This is a genomic window from Streptomyces sp. NPDC047525, from assembly GCF_040643025.1.
Taxonomy (GTDB): Bacteria; Actinomycetota; Actinomycetes; order Streptomycetales; family Streptomycetaceae; genus Streptomyces; species Streptomyces durmitorensis.
The window spans coordinates 376559-397235 of the sequence record NZ_JBEYTL010000004.1; the positions used below are offsets into that span (position 1 = coordinate 376559).

A 20677-nucleotide genomic window follows, 5' to 3' on the forward strand; every position below is an offset into this window, starting at 1 on the left:
GTACCGGGTTCCGCAGGGCGGGAAGAGCCTGCGGGGTAACCTTCCGCGGTGCCCCGATCCTCCCCCGCCGACGGCCTCCGCTTCGCCTTCGGCACCCTCACCGCGCTCCCGGTCAGAGTCACCCGCTGGGACCGCGAGGCCGCCCGCAGCGGGATGCTCTGCGCTCCCCTCGCGGGCCTGGTGATCGGCCTCTGCGCGGCCGCACTCGGCGCCGCGCTCATGGCCCTGGGCGCAGGCCCCCTCCTGGCAGCCGTGGCGAGCGCCGCCGTCCCCGCGGCGCTGACCCGCGGCCTCCACCTCGACGGCCTCGCCGACACCGCCGACGGCCTCGGCAGCGCCCGACCCGCCGAGCAGGCGCTCCAGATCATGAAGCAGTCCGACGTCGGCCCCTTCGGCGTCATCACGCTGCTCTTCGCCCTGCTCGCCCAGGTGGCCGTCCTCTTCCAGCTGTACGAGGCCTCATGGATCCGGGGCGCACTCGCCGCGGCCGTCTCGGCGGCCGCCGCGCGCCTCGCCCTCACCCTGGCCGCCCGCAAGGGCGTCCCCCCGGCCCGCCCCGAGGGGCTCGGGGCGGCGGTGGCCGGGACGGTTCCCCGGGGCGCCGCCCTGCTCGCGGCGGCGCTCGTCACCGTGGTGGCCGCGCTCGCCGCCGTGCCCTTCGGGGCGTACGAGACCGTGCAGTACGCGGCGGCCGTCGTCCTCGCGGTCTGCGCCGCCGAACTCCTCCTGCGGCACTGTGTCCGCCGTTTCGGAGGCATCACCGGCGACGTCTTCGGCGCGCTCGCCGAGACCGCGGCCACGGCGGCCCTGGTCGTCCTGGCCCTCGGCTGAACCGCGTCGCCCGTAATCGCATCACCCCATGCCGCGTTGAAACATAAATGCGGCGACGCGTTCGGATGAATCTCGACCGACACGATCGAATGGGCGCGACGCGCGTAGGCTCATGTTCGGTGCCTTTCCGGCCCGTTCTAGGCTGGCGCCGGGCGGGTCGACCCACCCCATCGGCCAAGGAACTCAACGGAAGCGAGAATTCACCACCGTGACTGCTCTGACTCTCAGCACCGCCGCCGCGTCCGGCCTCCGTGTCGACGCGATCGTCGTCGGCGTCGCCAAGGGCGCCAAGGGCCCGGTTGTCGCGCCCGGCGCCGAATCCGTGGACAAGGCGTACGACGGCAAGCTCGCGTCCGTCCTGGAGACCCTCGGCGCCACCGGCGGCGAGGGCGAGGTGACGAAGCTGCCTGCGCCCTCCGGCTTCAAGGCTCCGGTCGTCCTCGCGGTCGGCCTCGGCACGGTGCCGGAGAAGGACGAGACGTACGGCACCGACGCCCTGCGCCGCGCCGCCGGTACCGCCGCGCGCGCCCTGTCCGGCTCGAAGAAGGCCGCGTTCGCGCTGCCCGCAGAGGACGCCGAGGACACCGGCGCGATCGCCGAGGGCGCCCTGCTGGGCGCGTACTCCTTCGACGCGTACAAGGAAAATGGTTCCGCCAAGGGCAAGGACGCCAAGGGCCCGCTCGGCGAGGTCGCCCTGCTCGGCGGCAAGCCCCGCGACAAGGCGTACAAGGCCGCCGTCGAGCGCGCCACCGCCGTGGCCGAGGAGCTCAACCGCGCCCGCGACCTGGTCAACACCCCGCCGAACGACCTGAACCCCGAGGCCTTCGCGGCGGTCGCCACCGCGGCCGCCAAGGAGCACGGCATCAAGGTCCAGGTCCTGGACGAGAAGGCGCTCACCAAGGGCGGCTTCGGCGGCATCCTCGGCGTCGGCGTCGGCTCGGACGCGCCGCCGCGCCTGGTCAAGCTCTCGTACACGTCGTCCAAGGCGAAGAAGCACCTCGCCTTCGTCGGCAAGGGCATCACGTACGACTCGGGCGGCATCTCGCTGAAGCCCGCCGGTCACAACGAGACCATGAAGTGCGACATGGCCGGTGCCGCGGCCGTCTTCGCCGCCGTCGTCTCGGCCGCCCGCCTGGGCCTCGAGGTGAACGTCACCGGCTGGCTGGCGCTCGCCGAGAACATGCCGTCCGGCTCGGCGACCCGCCCCGGCGACGTCCTGCGCATGTACAGCGGCAAGACCGTCGAGGTGCTCAACACGGACGCCGAGGGCCGTCTGGTCCTGGCCGACGCGATCGCCAAGGCCTCCGAGGACGAGCCCGACGCGATCGTCGACGTGGCGACGCTGACCGGCGCCATGATGATGGCGCTCGGCAGCCGCACCTTCGGCATCATGGCCAACGACGACGCGTTCCGCGCCGCGATCCACGACGCCTCCGAGGAAGCGGGCGAGCCCTCCTGGCCGATGCCGCTGCCCGAGCACCTGAAGAAGGGCATGGACTCCCCCACCGCCGACATCGCCAACATGGGCGAGCGCATGGGCGGCGGTCTGGTGGCCGGTCTCTTCCTCCAGGAGTTCGTCGGCGAGGGCATCACCTGGGCGCACCTGGACATCGCGGGCCCGGCCTTCAACGAGGGCGGCCCGTTCGGCTACACGCCCAAGGGCGGCACCGGCACCGCGGTCCGCACCCTGGTCCGCCTCGCGGAGCGCACGGCCGCGGGCGACCTCGGCTGACGGCAGATCGTTCGTACGCAGACCGGGGCCCGGACGTCCAGATGTCCGGGCCCCGGTCTGCACATGTCTGATTTCGCCCTCAACGAAATCCGTACGTTCATACGCCTGGGTAACGCCCCGACGTGGCGAATCAGACGTCTCACAGCCCGGCCCGCCGTCCCACCTCCCGCCGACAAGTGCGAAGATGGGTTCTCGGCAGGACAGGGCCCCCACCACAGGGCCGAAACAAGAGCGGCCGATACCAGCCGCCGACCGGTCATCGCCGACCGGCGTACGGCGCACATGCATGGAGGACGTGACGTGGCGAACGACGCCAGCACCGTTTTCGACCTAGTGATCCTCGGCGGCGGTAGCGGCGGTTACGCCGCGGCACTGCGCGCGTCGCAGTTGGGCCTGGACGTCGCCCTGATCGAGAAGGGCAAGGTCGGCGGCACCTGCCTGCACAACGGCTGCATCCCGACGAAGGCGCTGCTGCACGCCGGCGAGATCGCCGACCAGGCACGCGAGGCCGACCAGTTCGGCGTGAAGGCCACCTTCGAGGGCATCGACATGGCGGCCGTCCACAAGTACAAGGACGACGTGATCTCGGGCCTCTACAAGGGCCTGCAGGGACTCATCGCCTCGCGCAAGGTGACGTACATCGAGGGTGAGGGCAAGCTCTCGTCCCCGACCTCGGTGGACGTGAACGGCCAGCGCGTCCAGGGCCGCCACGTGCTCCTCGCGACCGGCTCCGTGCCGAAGTCGCTGCCGGGCCTGGAGATCGACGGCAACCGCATCATCTCCTCGGACCACGCGCTGGTCATGGACCGCGTGCCGAAGTCCGCGATCATCCTGGGCGGCGGCGTCATCGGCGTCGAGTTCGCCTCGGCGTGGAAGTCCTTCGGGTCCGAGGTCACCGTCGTCGAGGGCCTCAAGCACCTCGTGCCGGTCGAGGACGAGAACTCCTCGAAGCTTCTTGAGCGCGCGTTCCGCAAGCGCGGCATCAAGTTCAACCTCGGCACCTTCTTCGAGAAGGCCGAGTACACGCAGGACGGCGTCCGCGTGACCCTCGCCGACGGCAAGACCTTCGACGCCGAGGTTCTCCTCGTCGCCATCGGCCGCGGCCCCGTCTCGCAGGGCCTCGGCTACGAGGAGCAGGGCGTCGCGATGGACCGCGGCTACGTCCTCGTCGACGAGTACATGCAGACCAACGTCCCGACGATCTCCGCCGTGGGCGACCTGGTGCCGACCCTCCAGCTCGCGCACGTCGGCTTCGCCGAGGGCATCCTGGTGGCGGAGCGCCTGGCCGGTCTCAAGACCGTCCCGATCGACTACGACGGCGTGCCGAAGGTGACGTACTGCCACCCCGAGGTCGCCTCCGTGGGCATCACCGAGGCCAAGGCCAAGGAGATCTACGGCGCGGACAAGGTCGTCGCCCTCAAGTACAGCCTGGCGGGCAACGGCAAGAGCAAGATCCTCAAGACCGCGGGCGAGATCAAGCTCGTCCAGGTCAAGGACGGTGCCGTGGTCGGCGTCCACATGGTCGGCGACCGCATGGGCGAGCAGGTCGGCGAAGCCCAGCTCATCTACAACTGGGAAGCGCTGCCGGCCGAGGTCGCCCAGCTCATCCACGCCCACCCCACGCAGAACGAGGCGATGGGCGAGGCTCACCTGGCCCTCGCAGGCAAGCCTCTCCACTCCCACGACTGACCCTTCAGTCATCGGGCGCGACGACCACAGACTTCCGCAATTCGTAAGGAGCAACTGAAACCATGGCGGTTTCCGTATCCCTTCCGGCGCTCGGCGAGAGCGTCACCGAGGGCACTGTCACCCGTTGGCTGAAGGCCGAGGGCGAGCGCGTCGAGGCCGACGAGCCGCTGCTCGAGGTCTCGACCGACAAGGTCGACACCGAGATCCCCTCCCCGGCCGCCGGCATCCTGGCCTCCATCAAGGTCGCCGAGGACGAGACCGTCGAGGTCGGCGCCGAGCTGGCCGTCATCGACGACGGCAGCGGTGCCCCCGCCGCCGAGTCCGCCCCGGCCGCCGAGCCCGCTCAGGCCGAGGCTCCGGCCCCGGCCGCCGAGGCCCCCGCGGCTCCGGCTCCCGCCGCCGAGGCGCCTGCCGCCCCGGCCGCGCCGGCCGGTGGCGCCTCCGGTACCGACGTCACGCTGCCCGCCCTGGGCGAGTCGGTCACCGAGGGCACCGTCACTCGTTGGCTGAAGGAGGTCGGCGAGGAGGTCGCGGAGGACGAGCCCCTGCTCGAGGTCTCCACGGACAAGGTCGACACCGAGATCCCCTCCCCGACCGCGGGCGTGCTGCTCGAGATCGTCGTGGGCGAGGACGAGACCGCCGAGGTCGGCGCCAAGCTCGCCGTCATCGGCGCTCCCGGTGCGGCTCCGGCCGCTGCCGCTCCGGCTGCCCCGGCCGCTCCGGCCGCTGCTCCGGCGGCTCCCGCGGCCCCGGCCGCCCCCGCCGCGGCTCCCGCAGCCCCGGCGGCGCCCGCCGCTGCCGCTCCGGCTCCGGCTCAGCCCGCGGCTCCGGCCGCCCCGGCTGCTCCGGCGCCCGCTCCGGCTCAGCCCGCCGCCCCGGCCCCGTCGGCGCCCGCCGCACCGGCCTCCCCGGCCGACGACGGCGCGTACGTCACGCCGCTGGTCCGCAAGCTGGCCAACGAGCACGGCGTGAGCCTCTCGGACGTCAAGGGCACCGGCGTCGGTGGCCGCATCCGCAAGCAGGACGTCATCGCGGCCGCCGAGGCCAAGAAGACCGCTCCGGCTCCGGCTGCCGCCGCGGCCCCGGCCGCTTCGAAGGCCCCGGCCATCGAGGCGTCCCCGCTGCGCGGCCAGACGGTCAAGATGACCCGCATGCGCAAGGTCATCGGCGACAACATGATGAAGGCGCTGCACTCGCAGGCCCAGCTGACCTCGGTCGTCGAGGTCGACATCACGAAGCTGATGAAGCTGCGCGCCAAGGCGAAGGACTCGTTCGCGGCCCGTGAGGGCGTCAAGCTCTCCCCGATGCCGTTCTTCGTCAAGGCCGCCGCCCAGGCGCTGAAGGCCCACCCGGTCGTCAACGCCCGGATCAACGACGACGAAGGCACCATCACGTACTTCGACTCGGAGAACATCGGCATCGCCGTTGACGCCGAGAAGGGTCTGATGACGCCGGTCATCAAGGGTGCGGGCGACCTGAACATCGCCGGTATCTCCAAGAAGACCGCCGAGCTGGCCGGCAAGGCCCGTGGCGGTGGCCTCACCCCGGACGACATGTCCGGTGCCACCTTCACGGTCTCCAACACCGGCTCGCGCGGTGCCCTGTTCGACACGGTCATCGTGCCGCCGAACCAGGCCGCCATCCTCGGCATCGGTGCCACGGTCAAGCGCCCGGTCGTCATCAACCACCCGGACCTCGGCGAGACCATCGCCGTCCGTGACATGACGTACCTGTCGCTCTCCTACGACCACCGTCTGGTGGACGGCGCGGACGCTGCCCGCTACCTGACCACGGTCAAGGCGATCCTCGAGGCCGGCGAGTTCGAGGTCGAGCTCGGCCTGTAGTTCTGCGGCCCGTAGGGCTGTAAGACTCGTCTCATCAGCGCGTACGCCCCCGTTCGGTGGTTTCCGAGCGGGGGCGTCGCCGTATTGTCTAGGGGTCACAACGCCCTGGGGGCGCTGCCCCCGCCGGAGGAGCCCACATGACCGCGCCCGTCGTTCACTCGCTGCGCGAACAGATCCGCGAGCACATCGTGGAGGGGATCGTCAGCGGGCGCTGGCAGCCGGGCGAGCGGATCGTGGAGCGGCGGATCGCCGTGGAGCTCGAGGTCTCGCAGACACCCGTACGGGAGGCCCTGCGGGAGCTGGAGACGCTGCGGCTCATCGAGTCCGCGCCCAACAAGGGCGTCCGCGTACGGAACTTGACCGCGGCGGACCTGGAAGAGAGCTATCCCGTCCGCGCGGGCCTGGAGGCCATCGCCGCCGAACTCGCGGCCGAGAGCCTGGCCGAGGACTGCTCGGCCCTCGAACCCCATGTCGCCGCCCTGTACGAGGCGGACCGTGCCGCCGACGGCACCTCTCAGGTGCGGCACACGGTCGGTTTCCACCGGGAGTTGGTGCGGGCCGCGGACAACTCCGTGCTGCTGCACACCTGGGAGGGCCTCGGCATCGAGGTCTTCACCGCCCTTTCGATCCGGTGGCTCGGGACGGTGCAGCAGTCGTACGCGGAGGAGCACGAGGCCCTCGTCTCGGCCTTCCGGCGGCGCGATCCCGCGATCGCGGAGCTGGTGAAGGCCCACGTCCTGGGCTGCGCGCCCCGCCCCTGACGCTCCCGTGGCACCGGGCACCGTAGGAGCACGAGGGCGCTCATACGTGCTCTCACCTGCATCGATCCTTTAAATCGAAGGCACCGCGTGCCCGTTTTGTTGGCACCGGATGCCTACTTTCTGAATATGAAGGAGTTTTCGCCTTCAACCCTTTGATCGATCATCGATCACGGAGTTAGAGTCTCCGACGGGGTTCTGGCGGAGCCGCACAACGACTCCGTACCAGAGCCTCACGCCCTGTCCTGCCAAAGACCTAGGGCACCCCCACCCCTTACCGAACAGGGGACCCCCTCCGACTCAGGAAGGCGGCGACATGACCGACCCCTCCGCAATCCAGCCGAGCGAGCTCGACCAGCTCCCGGACCGCGACCCCGAGGAGACCGCCGAATGGCAGGCCTCCCTGGACGCCGTTACCCAGGCGGCCGGGCCGCACCGAGCCGCGTACCTGATGCGGCGAACGCTGGAGCGCGCCGAGGGCGCGGGCCTGGCGCTGCCCAAGCTCCTTGAGACCGATTACGTCAACACCATCCCCACCTCCGCCGAGCCGGCCGTCGAGGGCGACGAGGCGATGGAGCAGCGGATCGCCGCGTGGAACCGCTGGAACGCGGCCGCGATGGTGACCCGGGGCAGCAAACACGGCGTCGGCGGCCACATCGCCACCTTCGCCTCCGCCGCCTGGCTGTACGAGACCGGCTTCAACCACTTCTTCAAGGGCAAGGAGTCCGGGGAGGCCGCCGGCTCCGGCGACCAGCTCTACATCCAGGGCCACGCCTCCCCCGGCATCTATGCCCGCGCCTTCCTCGACGGCCGTCTGAACGAGGCGCAGCTCGACAACTTCCGCCAGGAAGCGGGTGGCAACGGCCTGCCGTCCTACCCGCACCCGCGCCGTCTGCCCTGGCTCTGGGAGTTCCCGACCGTATCGATGGGCCTCGGCCCGCTGTCGGCGATCTACCAGGCGCGCTTCAACCGCTATCTCACCAACCGCAACATCAAGGACGTCTCCGCCTCGCACGTGTGGGCGTTCCTCGGTGACGGCGAGATGGACGAGCCCGAGTCGACGGCAGCCCTCGCGCTCGCCGCCCGTGAGGGTCTCGACAACCTCACGTACGTCATCAACTGCAACCTGCAGCGCCTCGACGGCCCGGTCCGCGCCAACTTCCGCGTGGTCCAGGAGCTGGAGGCCCAGTTCCGCGGCGCCGGCTGGAACGTCATCAAGGTCCTGTGGGGCAACGCCTGGGACGAGCTGTTCCAGCTCGACACCAACGGCGCCCTGGTCCGCCGCCTGCGCGAGGTGCCGGACGCGCAGTTCCAGACGTACGCGACGCGCGACGCCGCCTACATCCGTGAGCACTTCTTCGGCTCCGAGCCCGCGCTCGTCGAGCTGGGCAAGCTGCTGAGCGACGACAAGATCAGCGAGTGCTTCCACCTCTCGCGCGGCGGCCACGAGGCCCGCAAGGTCTACGCGGCCTACCGTGCGGCGCTCACCCACAAGGGCGCGCCGACCGTGATCCTCGCGCAGACGGTCAAGGGCTTCACGCTCGGCAAGGGCTTCGAGTCCAAGAACGCCAACCACCAGATGAAGAAGCTCACGGTGGACGAGTTCAAGGACATGCGCGACCTCCTGGAGCTGCCGATCTCGGACAGCGACTTCGTCGACGGCCAGGTGCCCTACGGCCACCCCGGCGCCGACTCCCCCGAGGTCCGCTACCTCCAGGAGCGCCGTGCCGCGCTCGGCGGCCCGGCCCCGGCCCGCCGCACGCAGCCGCTCGCGCCGCTGCCCGCCCCGGCCGACAAGTCGTTCGCCTCCTTCGACAAGGGCTCGGGCTCGCAGTCGATGGCGACGACCATGGCCTTCGTACGCCTCGTCAAGGACCTGATCCGCGACAAGGAGACCGGCAAGCGCTGGGTGCCGATCGTCCCCGACGAGGCGCGCACCTTCGGCATGGAGTCGCTCTTCCCGTCGCTCGGCATCTACTCGCCCAAGGGCCAGACGTACGAGCCGGTCGACCGCGACCAGCTGATGTACTACCGCGAGGCCAAGGACGGCCAGATCCTCAACGAGGGGATCACCGAGGCCGGTTCGATGGCGGACTTCATCGCCGCGTCGTCGTCGTACGCGACGCACGGCGAAGCCATGATCCCGTTCTACATCTTCTACTCGATGTTCGGCTGGCAGCGCACGGCCGACCAGATGTGGCAGCTCGGCGACCAGCTCGGCCGCGGCTTCCTCGTCGGCGCCACCGCAGGGCGTACGACGCTGACGGGTGAGGGTCTCCAGCACGCGGACGGCCACTCGCCGGTGATCGCCGCGACGAACCCCGCCGCCATGTCGTACGACCCCGCGTTCGCCTACGAGGTCGCGGCGATCGTCAAGGACGGTCTGCGCCGGATGTACGGCGAGGCGGCCCCCGGTGAGGACCAGAACGTCTTCTACTACCTCACCGTCTACAACGAGCCGATGCCGCAGCCCGCGAAGCCCGCGGGTGTCGACGAGGGCATCGTCAAGGGCCTCTACCGCTTCAACACGGCCGAGACGGCGGGCCACTCCCCCGCCGCCAACGCCTCGCGCATCCAGCTGATCGGTTCGGGCACGGCCATCCACTGGACCCTGGCCGCGCAGAAGATGCTCGCCGAGGAGTGGGGCGTGGCCGCCGACGTGTGGTCCGCGACCTCCTGGACCGAGCTGCGCCGCGACGCCCTCGAGGCGGACGAGGCGATCCTGCGCGGCGAGGAGCGCACTCCCTACGTGCGTACGGCACTTGAGGGTGCGCAGGGCCCGGTGCTCGCGGTCTCCGACTACATGCGGCAGGTGCCGGACCAGATCGCGCAGTGGGTCGAACAGGACTACTCGTCCCTCGGCGCGGACGGCTTCGGCCTCTCCGACACGCGTGACGCGGCGCGTCGCCACTTCGGCATCGACGCCGAGTCGATCGTCGTGGCCGCTCTCGCGCAGCTGGCGCGGCGGGGCGAGGTTCCCGCTGCCGCGGTGAAGGAGGCTCGGGCCAAGTACGGTCTGTAGCCGTCTGTTGCCTTCGGCTTGATGCGGGTCCCTACCGGGTGGTGGGGGCCCGCTTTCGTTTACGGGGGGGGTTACTTGTAGCGGCTGGCCATTTGCGTTGCCGCTTCCGCGAACCGCTCTCTGAGTGTCGTCGGCTCCAGGACCTCCACCTCCGGGCCCAGTGACATGAGCTGGGTGTACGCGACCGTCTCGTTCTCCACGGGCAGGGTGAGCGTCACCCAGCCCTGGTCGTCCGGCTCGCTCGCCTCCTCCAGCGCCTCACGCACCGAGACGGCGTCAGTGGCGTACGGGAGCTGTCGTACGCCCGCCTCGGAGAGCCGCAGCACGACCTCGGACCGCAGGATGGCCCGCGCGAACTGCGCGGCCCGTTCCTCCCAGAAGCCCGGCAGGTCGAACTCCTCGTCGCGTACGAAGCGGTCCTCGCCGGTGGCGATCGCGGTGAAGCGGTCGATGCGGTACACCCGGAACGAACCCGTGTCGGGAACCCGCGCGCACAGATACCAGACGCCCGCCTTGAGCACGAGGCCGTAGGGCTCCAGCTCCCTTTCCACCTCGGCGTCCTGGCGCCGGTAGCGGGCGGTGACGCGCCGGTCGTCCCAGACCGCGTCCGCGAGCGGGGGCAGCAGCTCGGGCGCCGGAGTCTCCTGGAACCACCCCGGCGCGTCCAGGTGGAACCGCTGCGAGGCGTTCTGCGAGGCGTCCCGGAGGGAGGGCATCAGGGCCGCCGACACCTTCAGACGGGCCGCGGACGAGGCATCCTCCAGGCCCATCTCCCGCAGTGCGCCCGGGACTCCGGACAGGAACAGCGCCTCCGCCTCGCTGCGTCCGAGCCCGGTGAGGCGGGTGCGGTAGCCGCCGATGAGGCGGTAGCCACCGGTGCGGCCCCGGTCCGCGTAGACCGGGACCCCGGCCTCCGAAAGCGCCTGGGCGTCCCGCGTGATGGTCCGCTCGGACACGTCGAGCTCGCCCGCGAGCTCGGCGGCGGTCATGGAGGGGCGGGCCTGGAGCAGAAGCACCATCTTGATGAGGCGTGCAGCGCGCATGCCCCCATGATGCCGCTAGCCGGTGGCCCGCCCGTGCTCGTCGGAGTGACTAGCGGTAGCCCGTCACATCCGCCGGCTTGCCCTTCTGCTCGACCTCCGCGATGTAGCGCCAGGCGTCCGGCGCCGAACCGTCGACGTCCGTGAAGCCGTACTCCTTGGCGAGGCCGCCGCTGGAGAGCGATGCCCCGTTCCAGCGGGCCACTTCGGGGTCGGCGGCGAGCGCGACCAGGGCCCGGCCCACGAACGTCGGGGTCTCGGAGATCGCGAAGTGCGGGTTCTGCTCACGGCCGTCGAGCCAGTTCTCCTCGGTCACCTTGAAGTGCGTATCGAGCATCGCCTCGGAGCGCAGCCAGCCGGGGGTCAGACAGAGCGCCGTGCAGCCGCACTCCCCGAGCTCCTCGGCCAGGCCCTTCGCCATCCGCAGCGGGGCCGCCTTGGCGAGGTCGTAGTAGAAGGGCTTGCGGTAGTTGGGGCCGTTGTACTCCTCGGTCCCGTCGGTGACCTCGACGACCAGGCCGCCGGGGTTCTTGATGAGCAGCGGGAGCGCGTACCGGCTGGTGACGATGTGGGTCTCGATGCCGAGGCGCATCAGGCGCAGCCCCTTGTCGAGGTCGTGCTCCCACATCTTCTTGTCCCACTCGACGTGGACGTCGCCGCCCCAGATGTCGTTGACCAGGATGTCGAGGCGGCCCTGCTCGCGGTCGATGCGCTCGACGAGGGCCTCGACCTGCTCGGGCTCCAGATGATCGGTCGGTACGGCGATTCCCGTGCCGGCTCCGCCCGCCTCACGGCCCGCGGCGGTGATCAGCTCCGCGGTCTCCTCGATGGTCTCCGTGGTGCGGCCGACCTCGCTGGTGTGCGCGCGGGTCGTACGTCCCGTCGCGTACACGGTGGCTCCGGCGCGGCCCAGCTCCACAGCCATGGCCCGGCCCGCGCCGCGGGTGGCACCGGCGACGAGGGCGACCTTTCCCGCCAGTGGCTGAGCCAGTGCGTCGTGGGTGCTGTCCATGTCCCTGCCCGTCTCCCTGTCCCTGTCGCCGCTCATATCTCTGTCCCTGTCGCTGTCGCTGCTCATGTCTTCGAGGCTGCCACCCAATGCCGACACCTGCTGTCGGGTTTTCCACGGGCATGTGCACGCATAACGACACAGCCGCATCCGCCGCACTCCGCGTGCGTACCCACCCCCCAGGACCGATGCTTGTCCCGTGATGGACGAGACGGAGTTCTGGGAGATCGTGGACCGCACCCGCGTGGCCGCCGAGGGCGACCCCGAGGACCACGCCGACCTGCTCACCGAGAGGCTGCTGGAGCTCGAGCCGGACATGGTGCTCGACTTCGCCCGTCACTTCGAGGCCCGCTACAACCGTGCGTACCGCTGGGACCTCTGGGGAGCTTCCTGGGTCATCCTCGGCGGCGCGAGCGACGACGCCTTCGACTACTTCCGCTGCTGGCTGATCGGCCAGGGGCGTGAGGTCTTCGAGGGGGCCCTGCACGACCCCGACTCGCTCGCGGATCTCCTCGACGACTTCGACGAGGAGATCGACGGCGACGGCGAGGAGCTGGGCTACGCGGCGGACGAGGCCTACGAGCAGCTCACCGGCGTCGTCACCCCCGACCTCGGCATCGCTCCCGCCCCTCAGGAACCGGAGGGGACGCCGCTGGACTTCGAGGACGAGGCGGCGATGTCCCAGCGCTACCCCAAGCTGTGGGAACGCTTCGGCGGGGCCGTCGACTGAGGCACGGGCCCGGTCGACCGAGACACGGGTCCAGTCGACTGAGGCACGGGCCCACGGGGTGCTCATTCCGCCTCTCCTGCCGGTTCGCTACCGGTTCTGCAGCCGTGCGGCCGCCTGCCTGATCGCGGGGAGCGCCGCCGTCAGTGCCGCTCCCGGGCAGTGCGTGTAGTAGCCGTCGTTGTGCCCGGACACCGCGCTGAAATGCCCGCTCGTGCCCGCCGGGTACTTGCTGAGGCTGTGCGAGGAGACCAGCCCCACCGTGGAGCGCGGGTCCACGTCCGAGAGCCCGAGCTTCCATGCGGCGAGGGCCGCCACGGCATCGGTCATCGCCCGGGGAACGGGAACCCCCGCCGTGAACGTCCCGATCGCCGCGATCCCCACCGACTCCCGGTTGAAGCCCTGCGTGTGCGCGCCGACCACGGCCCGGTCGATGCCGCCCGCACGCCCTTCGTAGACGGTCCCGCACCGGTCGACGAGGAAGTTGTAGCCGATGTCGTCCCACTGTCTGCCCTCGACCTGGCCTGCGTACAGATAACGGATGATGCGCGGCGTATCGGTGCAGTCGTAGCTGTTCGGGGAGTCCGTGTGGTGCACGAACACCGCCTGGACCCGGTCGGCATACCGGGCCGGAGGCGGCTCCCGCACCGCACCGGCCAGCCACTGGGCGCGCGGCACGACGCGAGGCTGCGCCGCGGGATGCCCCACGGCCCGCCGCACCGGCGCCGCGGCCGCCGGCATCATGGGGTGCCGCCCGGTCACGCCTGCCCGCTCACCGAGCCCGGCGAACGCCACCGGGCCGTCACCCGCCCGCCCCGGCGCCCCCGAAGCCCCGGGCCCGGCGAACAGCGCACACATCAGCAGAAGCCCTACGGCCACGGCACCGGGGACACAGCACAGCACCGCACGCACCGCCGACGGCACGCGCGCCGCGGACATCCCACGGAAGACACGCATGGTCCGACTCTCCGGCCCACCCGCACCGCCCGCGACCGTGGTCCGCCACTCGGCTGAACCTGAGCAGCTCTCCCCGGGCCGCGGTCAGACCCCGCCCAGGCCGAGCCCCGGGTTCGTCCGGGAAAGGATCATGTCCGTGCGCGGCTGGAGCGCCGCGTCGATCATCTCGGGCTGCGGAGTGATCCAGTAACCGCCCTCCGCGGCCTGCTCGAAGACACGGCGGGCGTGCTCCTCGGGCGTGATCCCCTGGGTGTCGGCGCGCTGCTGGAGCTGTTCGTTGAACTCCGCTATCTCCGGCGGTGTGCCGTCCCCCGGCAGCGCGGCCCTGAATATCTCGCTCTTGACCGAGTCCGGCAGCACGACCGAGACCTGCACCGGCGCCTGCTTCATCCGCATCTCGTGGGCGAGGGACTCGGTGAGCGCGAGTGTCCCGAACTTGGTCACGCTGTACGGCGCTATCAGCGGGCTCGGCAGCAGTCCGCCCACCGAGGACACGTTGAGCACCCAGCTGCGCGTCGGCTGCTCAAGCAGGCGCGGCACGAAGGAGCGTATGCCGTTCACATAGCCGCCGATGTTGATCCGCAGGGCGGCGTCCCAGCGCTCGGCGGGGATCTCCCAGGAGTAGCCCATGGCCATGATCCCGGCGTTGTTGATCAGCATGTCGACGGTGCCGAAGCGGGCATAGGCACGGTCGGCGAGGGCGTCGACCGAGAGCGGGTCGGACACGTCCGTCACGACCGGCTCGACCTCGGCCCCGGCGGCGCGCAACTCCTCGGCCAGGGCCGAGAGGCGGTCGGCGGCTATGTCCGCGAGGACCAGCCTCATGCCAAGGGCCGCCGCGTGCCGGGCGAATCCCGATCCGATGCCCGCCGACGCACCGGTGATGACGACGACCTTGCCCGCGAAGGTCCGGCCTGCGAAGGTCTGGCCCGCGAAGGTCTGGCCTGCGTTGCTCATGCTGCTCTCCTCTCGGGCGGCGCCCTGTCCCGGACGGCGTCCTCGTCTGTCTGTCAGAAGTGGGTGCCGCCGTCGACCCGGACCTCGGTGCCGGTGATGAACTTGCCGTCCTGCGAGCCGAGCAGGGCGACCACAGAGGCCACGGACTCCGGTCCCGCGAAGCCCTGGCCGATGGCCGGGGCCAGCTTCATGAAGAGGCTCATGTCGGCGTCCTCGGGCAGGCCGGGGCCGACGCTCTGCTTGCTGGCGCCGCTGCCGTCGGTCATGCCGCTGGATATGGAGCCGGGCTGGACGGAGTTGAAGCGGATGCCCTGCTTGCCGTACTCGGCGGCCAGCGCGTGCGTCATGGACTGGATGCCGCCCTTGCTCGCCGCGTACGCCGCCATGTACGGGTGGGCGAACGTCGCGGAGGTGGAGCTGAAGTTGACGACGGCGGCGTCGTCGCCGTCGAGCAGCGCGGGGATCGCCTCGCGGATCACCAGGAACGTACCGACCAGGTTGACCTGGATGACGCGGTTGAAGGAATCCAGGCTGGTCTCGTGCGTGTGCGAGGAGCGGAGCACGCCCGCCGCGTTCACCAGGACGTCCAGGCCGCCGAGCGCGGTGACGGCGGTGGCGACGCCCTCGCGCACCGAGGTCTCGTCCGCGATGTCGACCACGAGGGTGGTGAGACGGTCGGCCGCCGCGCCCGCCTTCTCGGAGGTGTCCTTCAGGCCCGCCTCGCTGACGTCGGCGGCCACGACCTTGCCGCCCTCCTCCAGGATCCGCAGGACGGTGGCCTGCCCGATGCCCGAGCCACCGCCGGTGATGAGTGCACGACGGCCTGCGTAGCGGTTCATGAAATGCCTCCGATCAACTCCGGGCTCCCGGATCCGCCCATGGACCCGGCCTTCCCGGTCTGATTTCAATGTACGCCTCTCTGGCACGTTTTGCCATGCCGACAATTCATGTATCAGGGTGAGAATCGCGCGTAGGCTGCGAACGTGAGCACCCACCCGTCGCAGTCACCGCAGTCACCGCAGTCACCGCAGTCACCGCCGCCGTCGCTGACCGAGCGCCGCAAAGCGGCCACGCAGCTCGACATCGCCCGCGCCGCGGCCGAACTCTTCGCCGAGCGCGGCCCGGACGGCACCACGGCCGAGGAGATCGCAGGCCGGGCCGGAGTGGCGCTGCGCACCTTCTACCGGTACTTCCGCAACAAGCAGGACGCAGTCGCGCCGCTCCTCGCCGGGGGCGCCGCCGAGTGGCGGGCCCACCTGGCGGGCCTCGACCCGGCCGCCGGAGTGCCGACGGCCCTGGAGCGGTCCATCGCGGACGCACTGACCGCGGCGGACGACCGCGCGGCCGAGTCCCTGGAGTGGACCCGCGGCCTGCTGCGCGCCGCGCAGGACGATCCGGCGCTGCGCGCCGTCTGGTACCGCGTGAACCAGGAGTCCGAGGAGCAGCTCGTGCCCGTGCTCGCCCGCCTGGCCGGGGACGACGCCGACGCGCTGGACGTGCGCCTGGCCGCCGCGGCGGCCACGGACGCCATCCGCCTGGCCCTGGAGACCTGGGCCGCCACGGACGCGCCCGCCGAGGGGCCCGGTTCGCCCGCCGTCCTGGCGGTGCGCTGTCTGCGCGAACTCACGGGCGGGCTCCGGCTCCTGCACGCCCGGCGCGCCGACCGCTGAGGCGAGCACCCCCTCCCGCTCCCGCAGCGCCCCCACTCCCCCGCAGTACCCCGCTACGTCCCCGGATCCGGCTCCGGATCCAGCTCCGGATCCAGCTCCGGCCCCCGCTCCAGCCGCAGATCGAGCCCCAGGTCCAGCGAGAACGCCAGCAGCGCCACGTCGTCCCCGACCCCGCCGGAGAACCGCATCAGGTCCCTCCACACCGCGGACGTCATGGCCGCCGGGTCGTCCAGCAGGTCGGCGCAGAGCACCGAGAGGCGCTCGGCCAGCGGGTAGAAGGCGCCGGACGCGTCCCGCGCCTCGGTCACGCCGTCGGTCACCACGAGCAGCCGGTCGCCGGGCTTCAGGCCCACCGTCACCTCTTCGGGCGGGGCGACACCGGCGATTCCCAGGCCCAGCGGAGCGCCCGGCGCCACGGCGAGCTCCTCGACGGCTCCCCCGCGCAGCAGCAGCGGGGGCGGGTGGCCGCAGGAGACGATCCGCAGCTCGGGGGCGTCCTCCCGGAACTCCAGGAGCACGGCGGTGGCAAAGAGTTCGGCGTGCTCGGCCTCCTCGGAGTCGACCACCAGGCGCCGGTCGAGGCGGGCGGCCACCCCCTCCAGATCGGGCTGGTCGAGCACCGCCTCCCGGAAGGCGCCGAGCAGCGCGGCAACGGTCCCGACGGCCGCGAGACCGTGCCCCTGCACATCGCCCACCAGCGCCCGTACGCCACAGGGGCCCTTGCGTACGTCGAAGAGATCGCCGCCGACCAGCGTCCCGCCCTGTGCGGCGCGGTAGAGGCCCGCGCAGCGCACCGGGCCCACGCGCTCGGGCAGCGGAGGGAGGACGGCGAACTGGGCGGCCTCCGCGACGGTGCGGACGGTGACGAGCTGGGCGTCGCGCCGACTGCGTACCCAGGCGAACAGGATGCTCAGGAGCGCCACGAAGGCGACCGTCAGCAGATCGCTGTCCCCGGGGCGGCCGAGTCCGACGTCCGGCAGGGCGAGCAGCAGCACCACGGCGCCGCCGAAGAGGGCCGTGGCGGAGGCGCCGTACGACAGCGCGGCAAGCGGTGGCACGGCGGCGAGCAGGAAGCTGAGGTCGACCGTCTCCGGGGTGGCCAGCTGGATGACGCACATGACGGCCAGGAGCACGGGCGGGGGCCAGCGCACCCAGCGTGGCCTCGGCGCGCCGCGCAGCCAGCCCGGCTCCTCCCGGTCCCGCCGACTGGCAGCAGCGACCCTGAACATCGGTTCGCTCCTCCCTCCGGTCGGCCTTCCCACGCTCCTACGCGCGCGTGCCCACCGCACGCCGGGCCGGTCCGTCGGGTGCCGAACCCCGGGCGGGGGTCATCGCGGGCCCGGGACGGTCAGAGCACGCGTCCCATCAGCACGTCGTCCACGTACGCGCCGTCGAGGAAGAACTCGCCCGGCAGCACCCCCTCGACCACGAAGCCCTCGGAGGCGTAGAGCGTCCGGGCGGGGGTGTTGTGGCCGAGCACCCGCAGCGTGACGCGCCGCGCGCCCTGGCGGCGGGCCTCCTCCACCGCGGCCCTGACGAGCCGGCGGCCCACTCCCTTGCCGCGCGCCTCGTCCGCGACGGCGAAGCCCAGGATCTGGCGCACGTGGGCGTTGGCGAGGAGGGAGGTGGGAAAACCGAGCCGTATGTAGCCGACCACCACGCCGTCGAGCTCTGCGACCAAGTGGTCGCGGGGGCCGAAGCGGTCGCTGAAGAACGGCGGGTACGGGAGCTGCGGAGCCGGTTGCACCGCGTGCAGGGTGGACCAGGTGACGCGGTCGATGCGGCCCAGGGCTTCTTCGTCGTCCGGCAGAGCGGTACGTATGTGCGTGTCCGGCATGCGCGTCACTGTACGACGGGCGCCGCGCGCCTCACGGCGGGTTTCCGGGGCAGGATGGCGTCATGGAGCCCACCGAGCCCGAGCAGTCAGCCCTGTCCTCGCGGCCGTCCCGTATCGCCGTGGCCGGCGCGTCCGGCCTCATCGGGACGGCCCTGACCCGCGCCCTGACCGACGACGGCCGTGAGGTGGTGCGGCTCGTGCGCCGTACACCTCGTACGAAGCACGAGGTGCGATGGGACCCCAAGGAGGGCTACGTCGACATGGCGGGGCTCGCGGGCTGTGACGCGCTCGTCAACCTGGCGGGAGCCGGGATCGGCGATCGCCGCTGGACGGCCGCCTACAAGCAGGAGATCCGCGACAGCAGGGTGCTCGGCACCTCCGCGCTCGCCGAGGCCGCGGCCTCGCTGGACGAGCCGCCGCGCGTCTTCCTGAGCGCGAGCGCGATCGGCTACTACGGAGAGACCGGTCAGCGCGCGGTGGACGAGAGCGCACCTGCCGGAGAGGGCTTCCTGCCCTCCCTGTGCGTGGAGTGGGAGGGTGCGGCGGCCGCGGCGCATGAGGCGGGCGTCCGCACGGTCTTCTCGCGCAACGGCCTGGTGGTGGCGCGCGAGGGCGGGGCCTGGGCGCGGATGTTCCCGCTCTTCAAGGCGGGGCTCGGCGGACGCCTCGGCAACGGCCGGCAGTACTGGAGCTACATCTCGCTGCACGACGCGGTGGCCGCGCTGCGGCACCTGCTCGACACGCCGACGCTGTCGGGTCCTGTGAACCTGACGGCGCCCGATCCGCTCACCAACCGTGAGGTGACGGCGGCGATGGGGCGGGTGCTTCACCGGCCCACGCTCTTCACGGCACCGCGGCCCGCGCTGCGCGTCGTGCTCGGCGAGATGTCCGGTGACGTGCTCGGCAGCCAGCGGGTCCTGCCGACCCGGCTCCTGGAGTCGGGCTTCTCGTTCGCGTTCCCGGGCATCGAGGAGTCGATCCGCGCCGCGTTGCGGTGAACGGCACGCGGCGGCCGACACCGCGGTGAACAGTGCTTCGGTGAACGCGAAACCACTCCCGGCACATCTGCCCTGACGTCTTCCGATCGCCTTCTTCGCGTCTGCGATCGCCGTGCGACCGGCGTGCGACCGTGCTCGGTCGATGCGCGACTGCCTCGATACGTTTCGGCTCCTACCCTCGTGCGGAACTCGGTGATTCCGAAGCCCTGTTGAGGGCATGACGTCCCCAGCAGCCGCGCAACCCCGGGGAGGGGCCCGTGCTAGAGCCTGCGCACCATGCGGATGTCGTCATCGTGGGAGCGGGGGTCGCGGGACTCTCCGCCGCCCACCAGCTGACCAGTGCCGGTGTAACGACCGTCGTCCTGGAAGCCGCCCCTTACGTCGGCGGGCGCATGTCGACGGAGAAGGTCGACGGGTTCCGGCTCGACAGGATCGGGCAGCTGCTCACCACGTCGTATCCCGAGCTGCGCCACACACCGGGGCTCGACGCCCTCGTACTGCGGCCCTTCGTGCCCGGTGTCCTGGTGCACAGCGACGGCCGGCACCACCGCGCCGTCGAGCCCACGAGCCCCCGGCGCGCAAGGGGCGCACTCACCGCCGCACGCGCCCTCGCAAGCGCCCCCAGGGGTCCGCGCACGGCTCGGACCGCGCCCCGCACCACCCCTCTCGGCGGCGCGCTCGACCAGGCCCGCCTCGGCGCGGCGCTCGCCAGGATCGCGGCGACACCCCCGCAGCGCCTCCTCGCCCGCCCCGAACTCCCGGCGGCACAAGCCCTCTTCGACCGCGGTCTGCCCGCGCGCACCGTCAACGGCTTCCTGCGCCCGCTGCTCTCGGCACTCCTGTGCGACCCGGACCTGACGACGTCGAGCCGGTGCGCCGACCTCGCCCTGCACTCCTTCGCGCGCGGCCGTCTGTGCCTGCCGGAGGGCGGCGCCGAGGCGCTTCCCGAGCTCCTCTCGGCCGCGCTGCCACCGGGCACGGTGCGCACCGGCGTACGCGCCACAGCCGTCTCCACGACCTCGGTCACGACCGCGGAGCACGGCGAAGTGAGCTGCCGCGCCGTCCTGTTGGCCACCGACGCGCGCGCCGCCGCCGAGCTGCTGCCCGGCCTGCGCGTGCCTCCCTTCCACCAGGTGACGGTGCTGCACCACGCGGCCCCCGAGCCGCCGCTCGCCGAACCCGCCCTGCTGCTCGACGCCGACCGTTCGGGGCCGGTCGCACACACGGCCGTGATCAGCCACGTCGACCCGTCGCGCGCACCCGCGGGCCGGGCCCTCATCTCCTCGACGGTCCTCGGCCCGCCGCCGGACGAGCGCGCCGTCCTCGCCCATCTCGCCGAGCTGTACGGCACATCGACCGCCCGGTGGGAGTCCCTCGCCGTCCACCACACCCGCGAGGCGGTGCCCGCGATGCCGCCCCCGCACGATCTGCGCCGCCCGGTGCGGCTGCTCTCGGGGCTCTACGTGTGCGGGGACCACCGGGACACCAGCACGGTGCAGGGCGCGCTGTACTCGGGCCGTCGCGCGGCGCGGGCCGCGCTCGCGGACTTCGGCGTGGACCCCGCGCATGGGACGGGGCAGTTACCGATGGCGGCCTGACGCCCTGA

At 71.7% G+C, this 20677-nt stretch carries 17 protein-coding genes; 10 read left to right on the forward strand and 7 right to left on the reverse strand.

Annotation, left to right across the window (positions count from 1 at the left end; translation table 11 throughout):
* Positions 1-48 precede the first annotated feature (48 nt).
* The 6 genes from cobS to aceE all read left to right on the forward strand — a co-directional run bounded on the left by cobS (position 49) and on the right by aceE (position 9876).
* Positions 49-831: an adenosylcobinamide-GDP ribazoletransferase gene (gene cobS, locus ABZ833_RS14125; RefSeq protein WP_361045662.1), complete on the forward strand. Its 783-nt coding sequence runs from the start codon at positions 49-51 to the stop codon at positions 829-831.
* Positions 832-1039: 208 nt separating this feature from the next.
* On the forward strand, positions 1040-2563 hold the full coding sequence (locus tag ABZ833_RS14130; RefSeq protein WP_361045664.1) for a leucyl aminopeptidase: 1524 nt from the start codon (positions 1040-1042) through the stop codon (positions 2561-2563).
* Between the two features lie 300 nt (positions 2564-2863).
* Positions 2864-4252 (forward strand): dihydrolipoyl dehydrogenase, encoded by a 1389-nt coding sequence (gene lpdA, locus ABZ833_RS14135; RefSeq protein ID WP_361045666.1) that lies wholly within the window; start codon positions 2864-2866, stop codon positions 4250-4252.
* A 62-nt stretch (positions 4253-4314) separates the two neighbouring features.
* On the forward strand, positions 4315-6096 hold the full coding sequence (gene sucB / locus ABZ833_RS14140; protein ID WP_361045668.1) for a 2-oxoglutarate dehydrogenase, E2 component, dihydrolipoamide succinyltransferase: 1782 nt from the start codon (positions 4315-4317) through the stop codon (positions 6094-6096).
* A 137-nt stretch (positions 6097-6233) separates the two neighbouring features.
* The gene (locus tag ABZ833_RS14145; RefSeq protein WP_361045671.1) at positions 6234-6857 is read left to right on the forward strand and encodes a GntR family transcriptional regulator; all 624 of its coding nucleotides are present in this window, start codon (positions 6234-6236) and stop codon (positions 6855-6857) included.
* Positions 6858-7170: 313 nt separating this feature from the next.
* Positions 7171-9876 (forward strand): pyruvate dehydrogenase (acetyl-transferring), homodimeric type, encoded by a 2706-nt coding sequence (gene aceE / locus ABZ833_RS14150; RefSeq protein ID WP_361045674.1) that lies wholly within the window; start codon positions 7171-7173, stop codon positions 9874-9876.
* 71 nt (positions 9877-9947) lie between these two features.
* Here the strand turns inward: aceE and ABZ833_RS14155 are convergent, their stop codons facing one another.
* Both ABZ833_RS14155 and ABZ833_RS14160 read right to left on the reverse strand, forming a co-directional pair.
* A complete protein-coding gene (locus ABZ833_RS14155) occupies positions 9948-10919 on the reverse strand; it encodes a YafY family protein (protein ID WP_361045677.1) in 972 nt (323 codons plus the stop codon).
* 49 nt (positions 10920-10968) lie between these two features.
* Positions 10969-11928, reverse strand: coding sequence for an SDR family oxidoreductase (locus ABZ833_RS14160; RefSeq protein ID WP_361045679.1), 960 nt, complete (start codon positions 11926-11928; stop codon positions 10969-10971).
* A gap of 199 nt (positions 11929-12127) precedes the next feature.
* Between ABZ833_RS14160 and ABZ833_RS14165 the strand changes: the two genes are divergently transcribed.
* Positions 12128-12655, forward strand: coding sequence for a DUF4240 domain-containing protein (locus ABZ833_RS14165; protein ID WP_361046307.1), 528 nt, complete (start codon positions 12128-12130; stop codon positions 12653-12655).
* An 87-nt stretch (positions 12656-12742) separates the two neighbouring features.
* On the opposite strand, the gene ABZ833_RS14170 is transcribed toward ABZ833_RS14165, so the two are convergent.
* The 3 genes from ABZ833_RS14170 to ABZ833_RS14180 all read right to left on the reverse strand — a co-directional run bounded on the left by ABZ833_RS14170 (position 12743) and on the right by ABZ833_RS14180 (position 15405).
* Positions 12743-13609: a peptidoglycan recognition protein gene (locus ABZ833_RS14170; RefSeq protein WP_361045681.1), complete on the reverse strand. Its 867-nt coding sequence runs from the start codon at positions 13607-13609 to the stop codon at positions 12743-12745.
* 84 nt (positions 13610-13693) lie between these two features.
* Positions 13694-14566, reverse strand: coding sequence for an SDR family NAD(P)-dependent oxidoreductase (locus ABZ833_RS14175; protein WP_361045684.1), 873 nt, complete (start codon positions 14564-14566; stop codon positions 13694-13696).
* 53 nt (positions 14567-14619) lie between these two features.
* Positions 14620-15405 (reverse strand): SDR family NAD(P)-dependent oxidoreductase, encoded by a 786-nt coding sequence (locus tag ABZ833_RS14180; RefSeq protein ID WP_361045686.1) that lies wholly within the window; start codon positions 15403-15405, stop codon positions 14620-14622.
* 144 nt (positions 15406-15549) lie between these two features.
* Here ABZ833_RS14180 and ABZ833_RS14185 point away from each other — a divergent pair, with 144 nt between their 5' ends.
* The gene (locus ABZ833_RS14185) at positions 15550-16236 is read left to right on the forward strand and encodes a TetR family transcriptional regulator (protein ID WP_361045689.1); all 687 of its coding nucleotides are present in this window, start codon (positions 15550-15552) and stop codon (positions 16234-16236) included.
* A gap of 53 nt (positions 16237-16289) precedes the next feature.
* On the opposite strand, the gene ABZ833_RS14190 is transcribed toward ABZ833_RS14185, so the two are convergent.
* Both ABZ833_RS14190 and ABZ833_RS14195 read right to left on the reverse strand, forming a co-directional pair.
* A complete protein-coding gene (locus ABZ833_RS14190) occupies positions 16290-17465 on the reverse strand; it encodes a PP2C family protein-serine/threonine phosphatase (RefSeq protein WP_361045691.1) in 1176 nt (391 codons plus the stop codon).
* Between the two features lie 119 nt (positions 17466-17584).
* Positions 17585-18073, reverse strand: a complete 489-nt coding sequence (locus ABZ833_RS14195; protein WP_361045694.1) for a GNAT family N-acetyltransferase — start codon at positions 18071-18073, stop codon at positions 17585-17587.
* Positions 18074-18135: 62 nt separating this feature from the next.
* On the opposite strand from ABZ833_RS14195, the gene ABZ833_RS14200 reads away from it, so the two are divergent.
* Positions 18136-19071: a TIGR01777 family oxidoreductase gene (locus tag ABZ833_RS14200; protein ID WP_361045697.1), complete on the forward strand. Its 936-nt coding sequence runs from the start codon at positions 18136-18138 to the stop codon at positions 19069-19071.
* 257 nt (positions 19072-19328) lie between these two features.
* Positions 19329-20669 carry an NAD(P)/FAD-dependent oxidoreductase gene (locus tag ABZ833_RS14205; RefSeq protein WP_361045700.1) on the forward strand — a complete coding sequence of 447 codons (1341 nt, stop codon included), beginning with the start codon at positions 19329-19331 and terminating at the stop codon, positions 20667-20669.
* Positions 20670-20677: the final 8 nt, after the last annotated feature.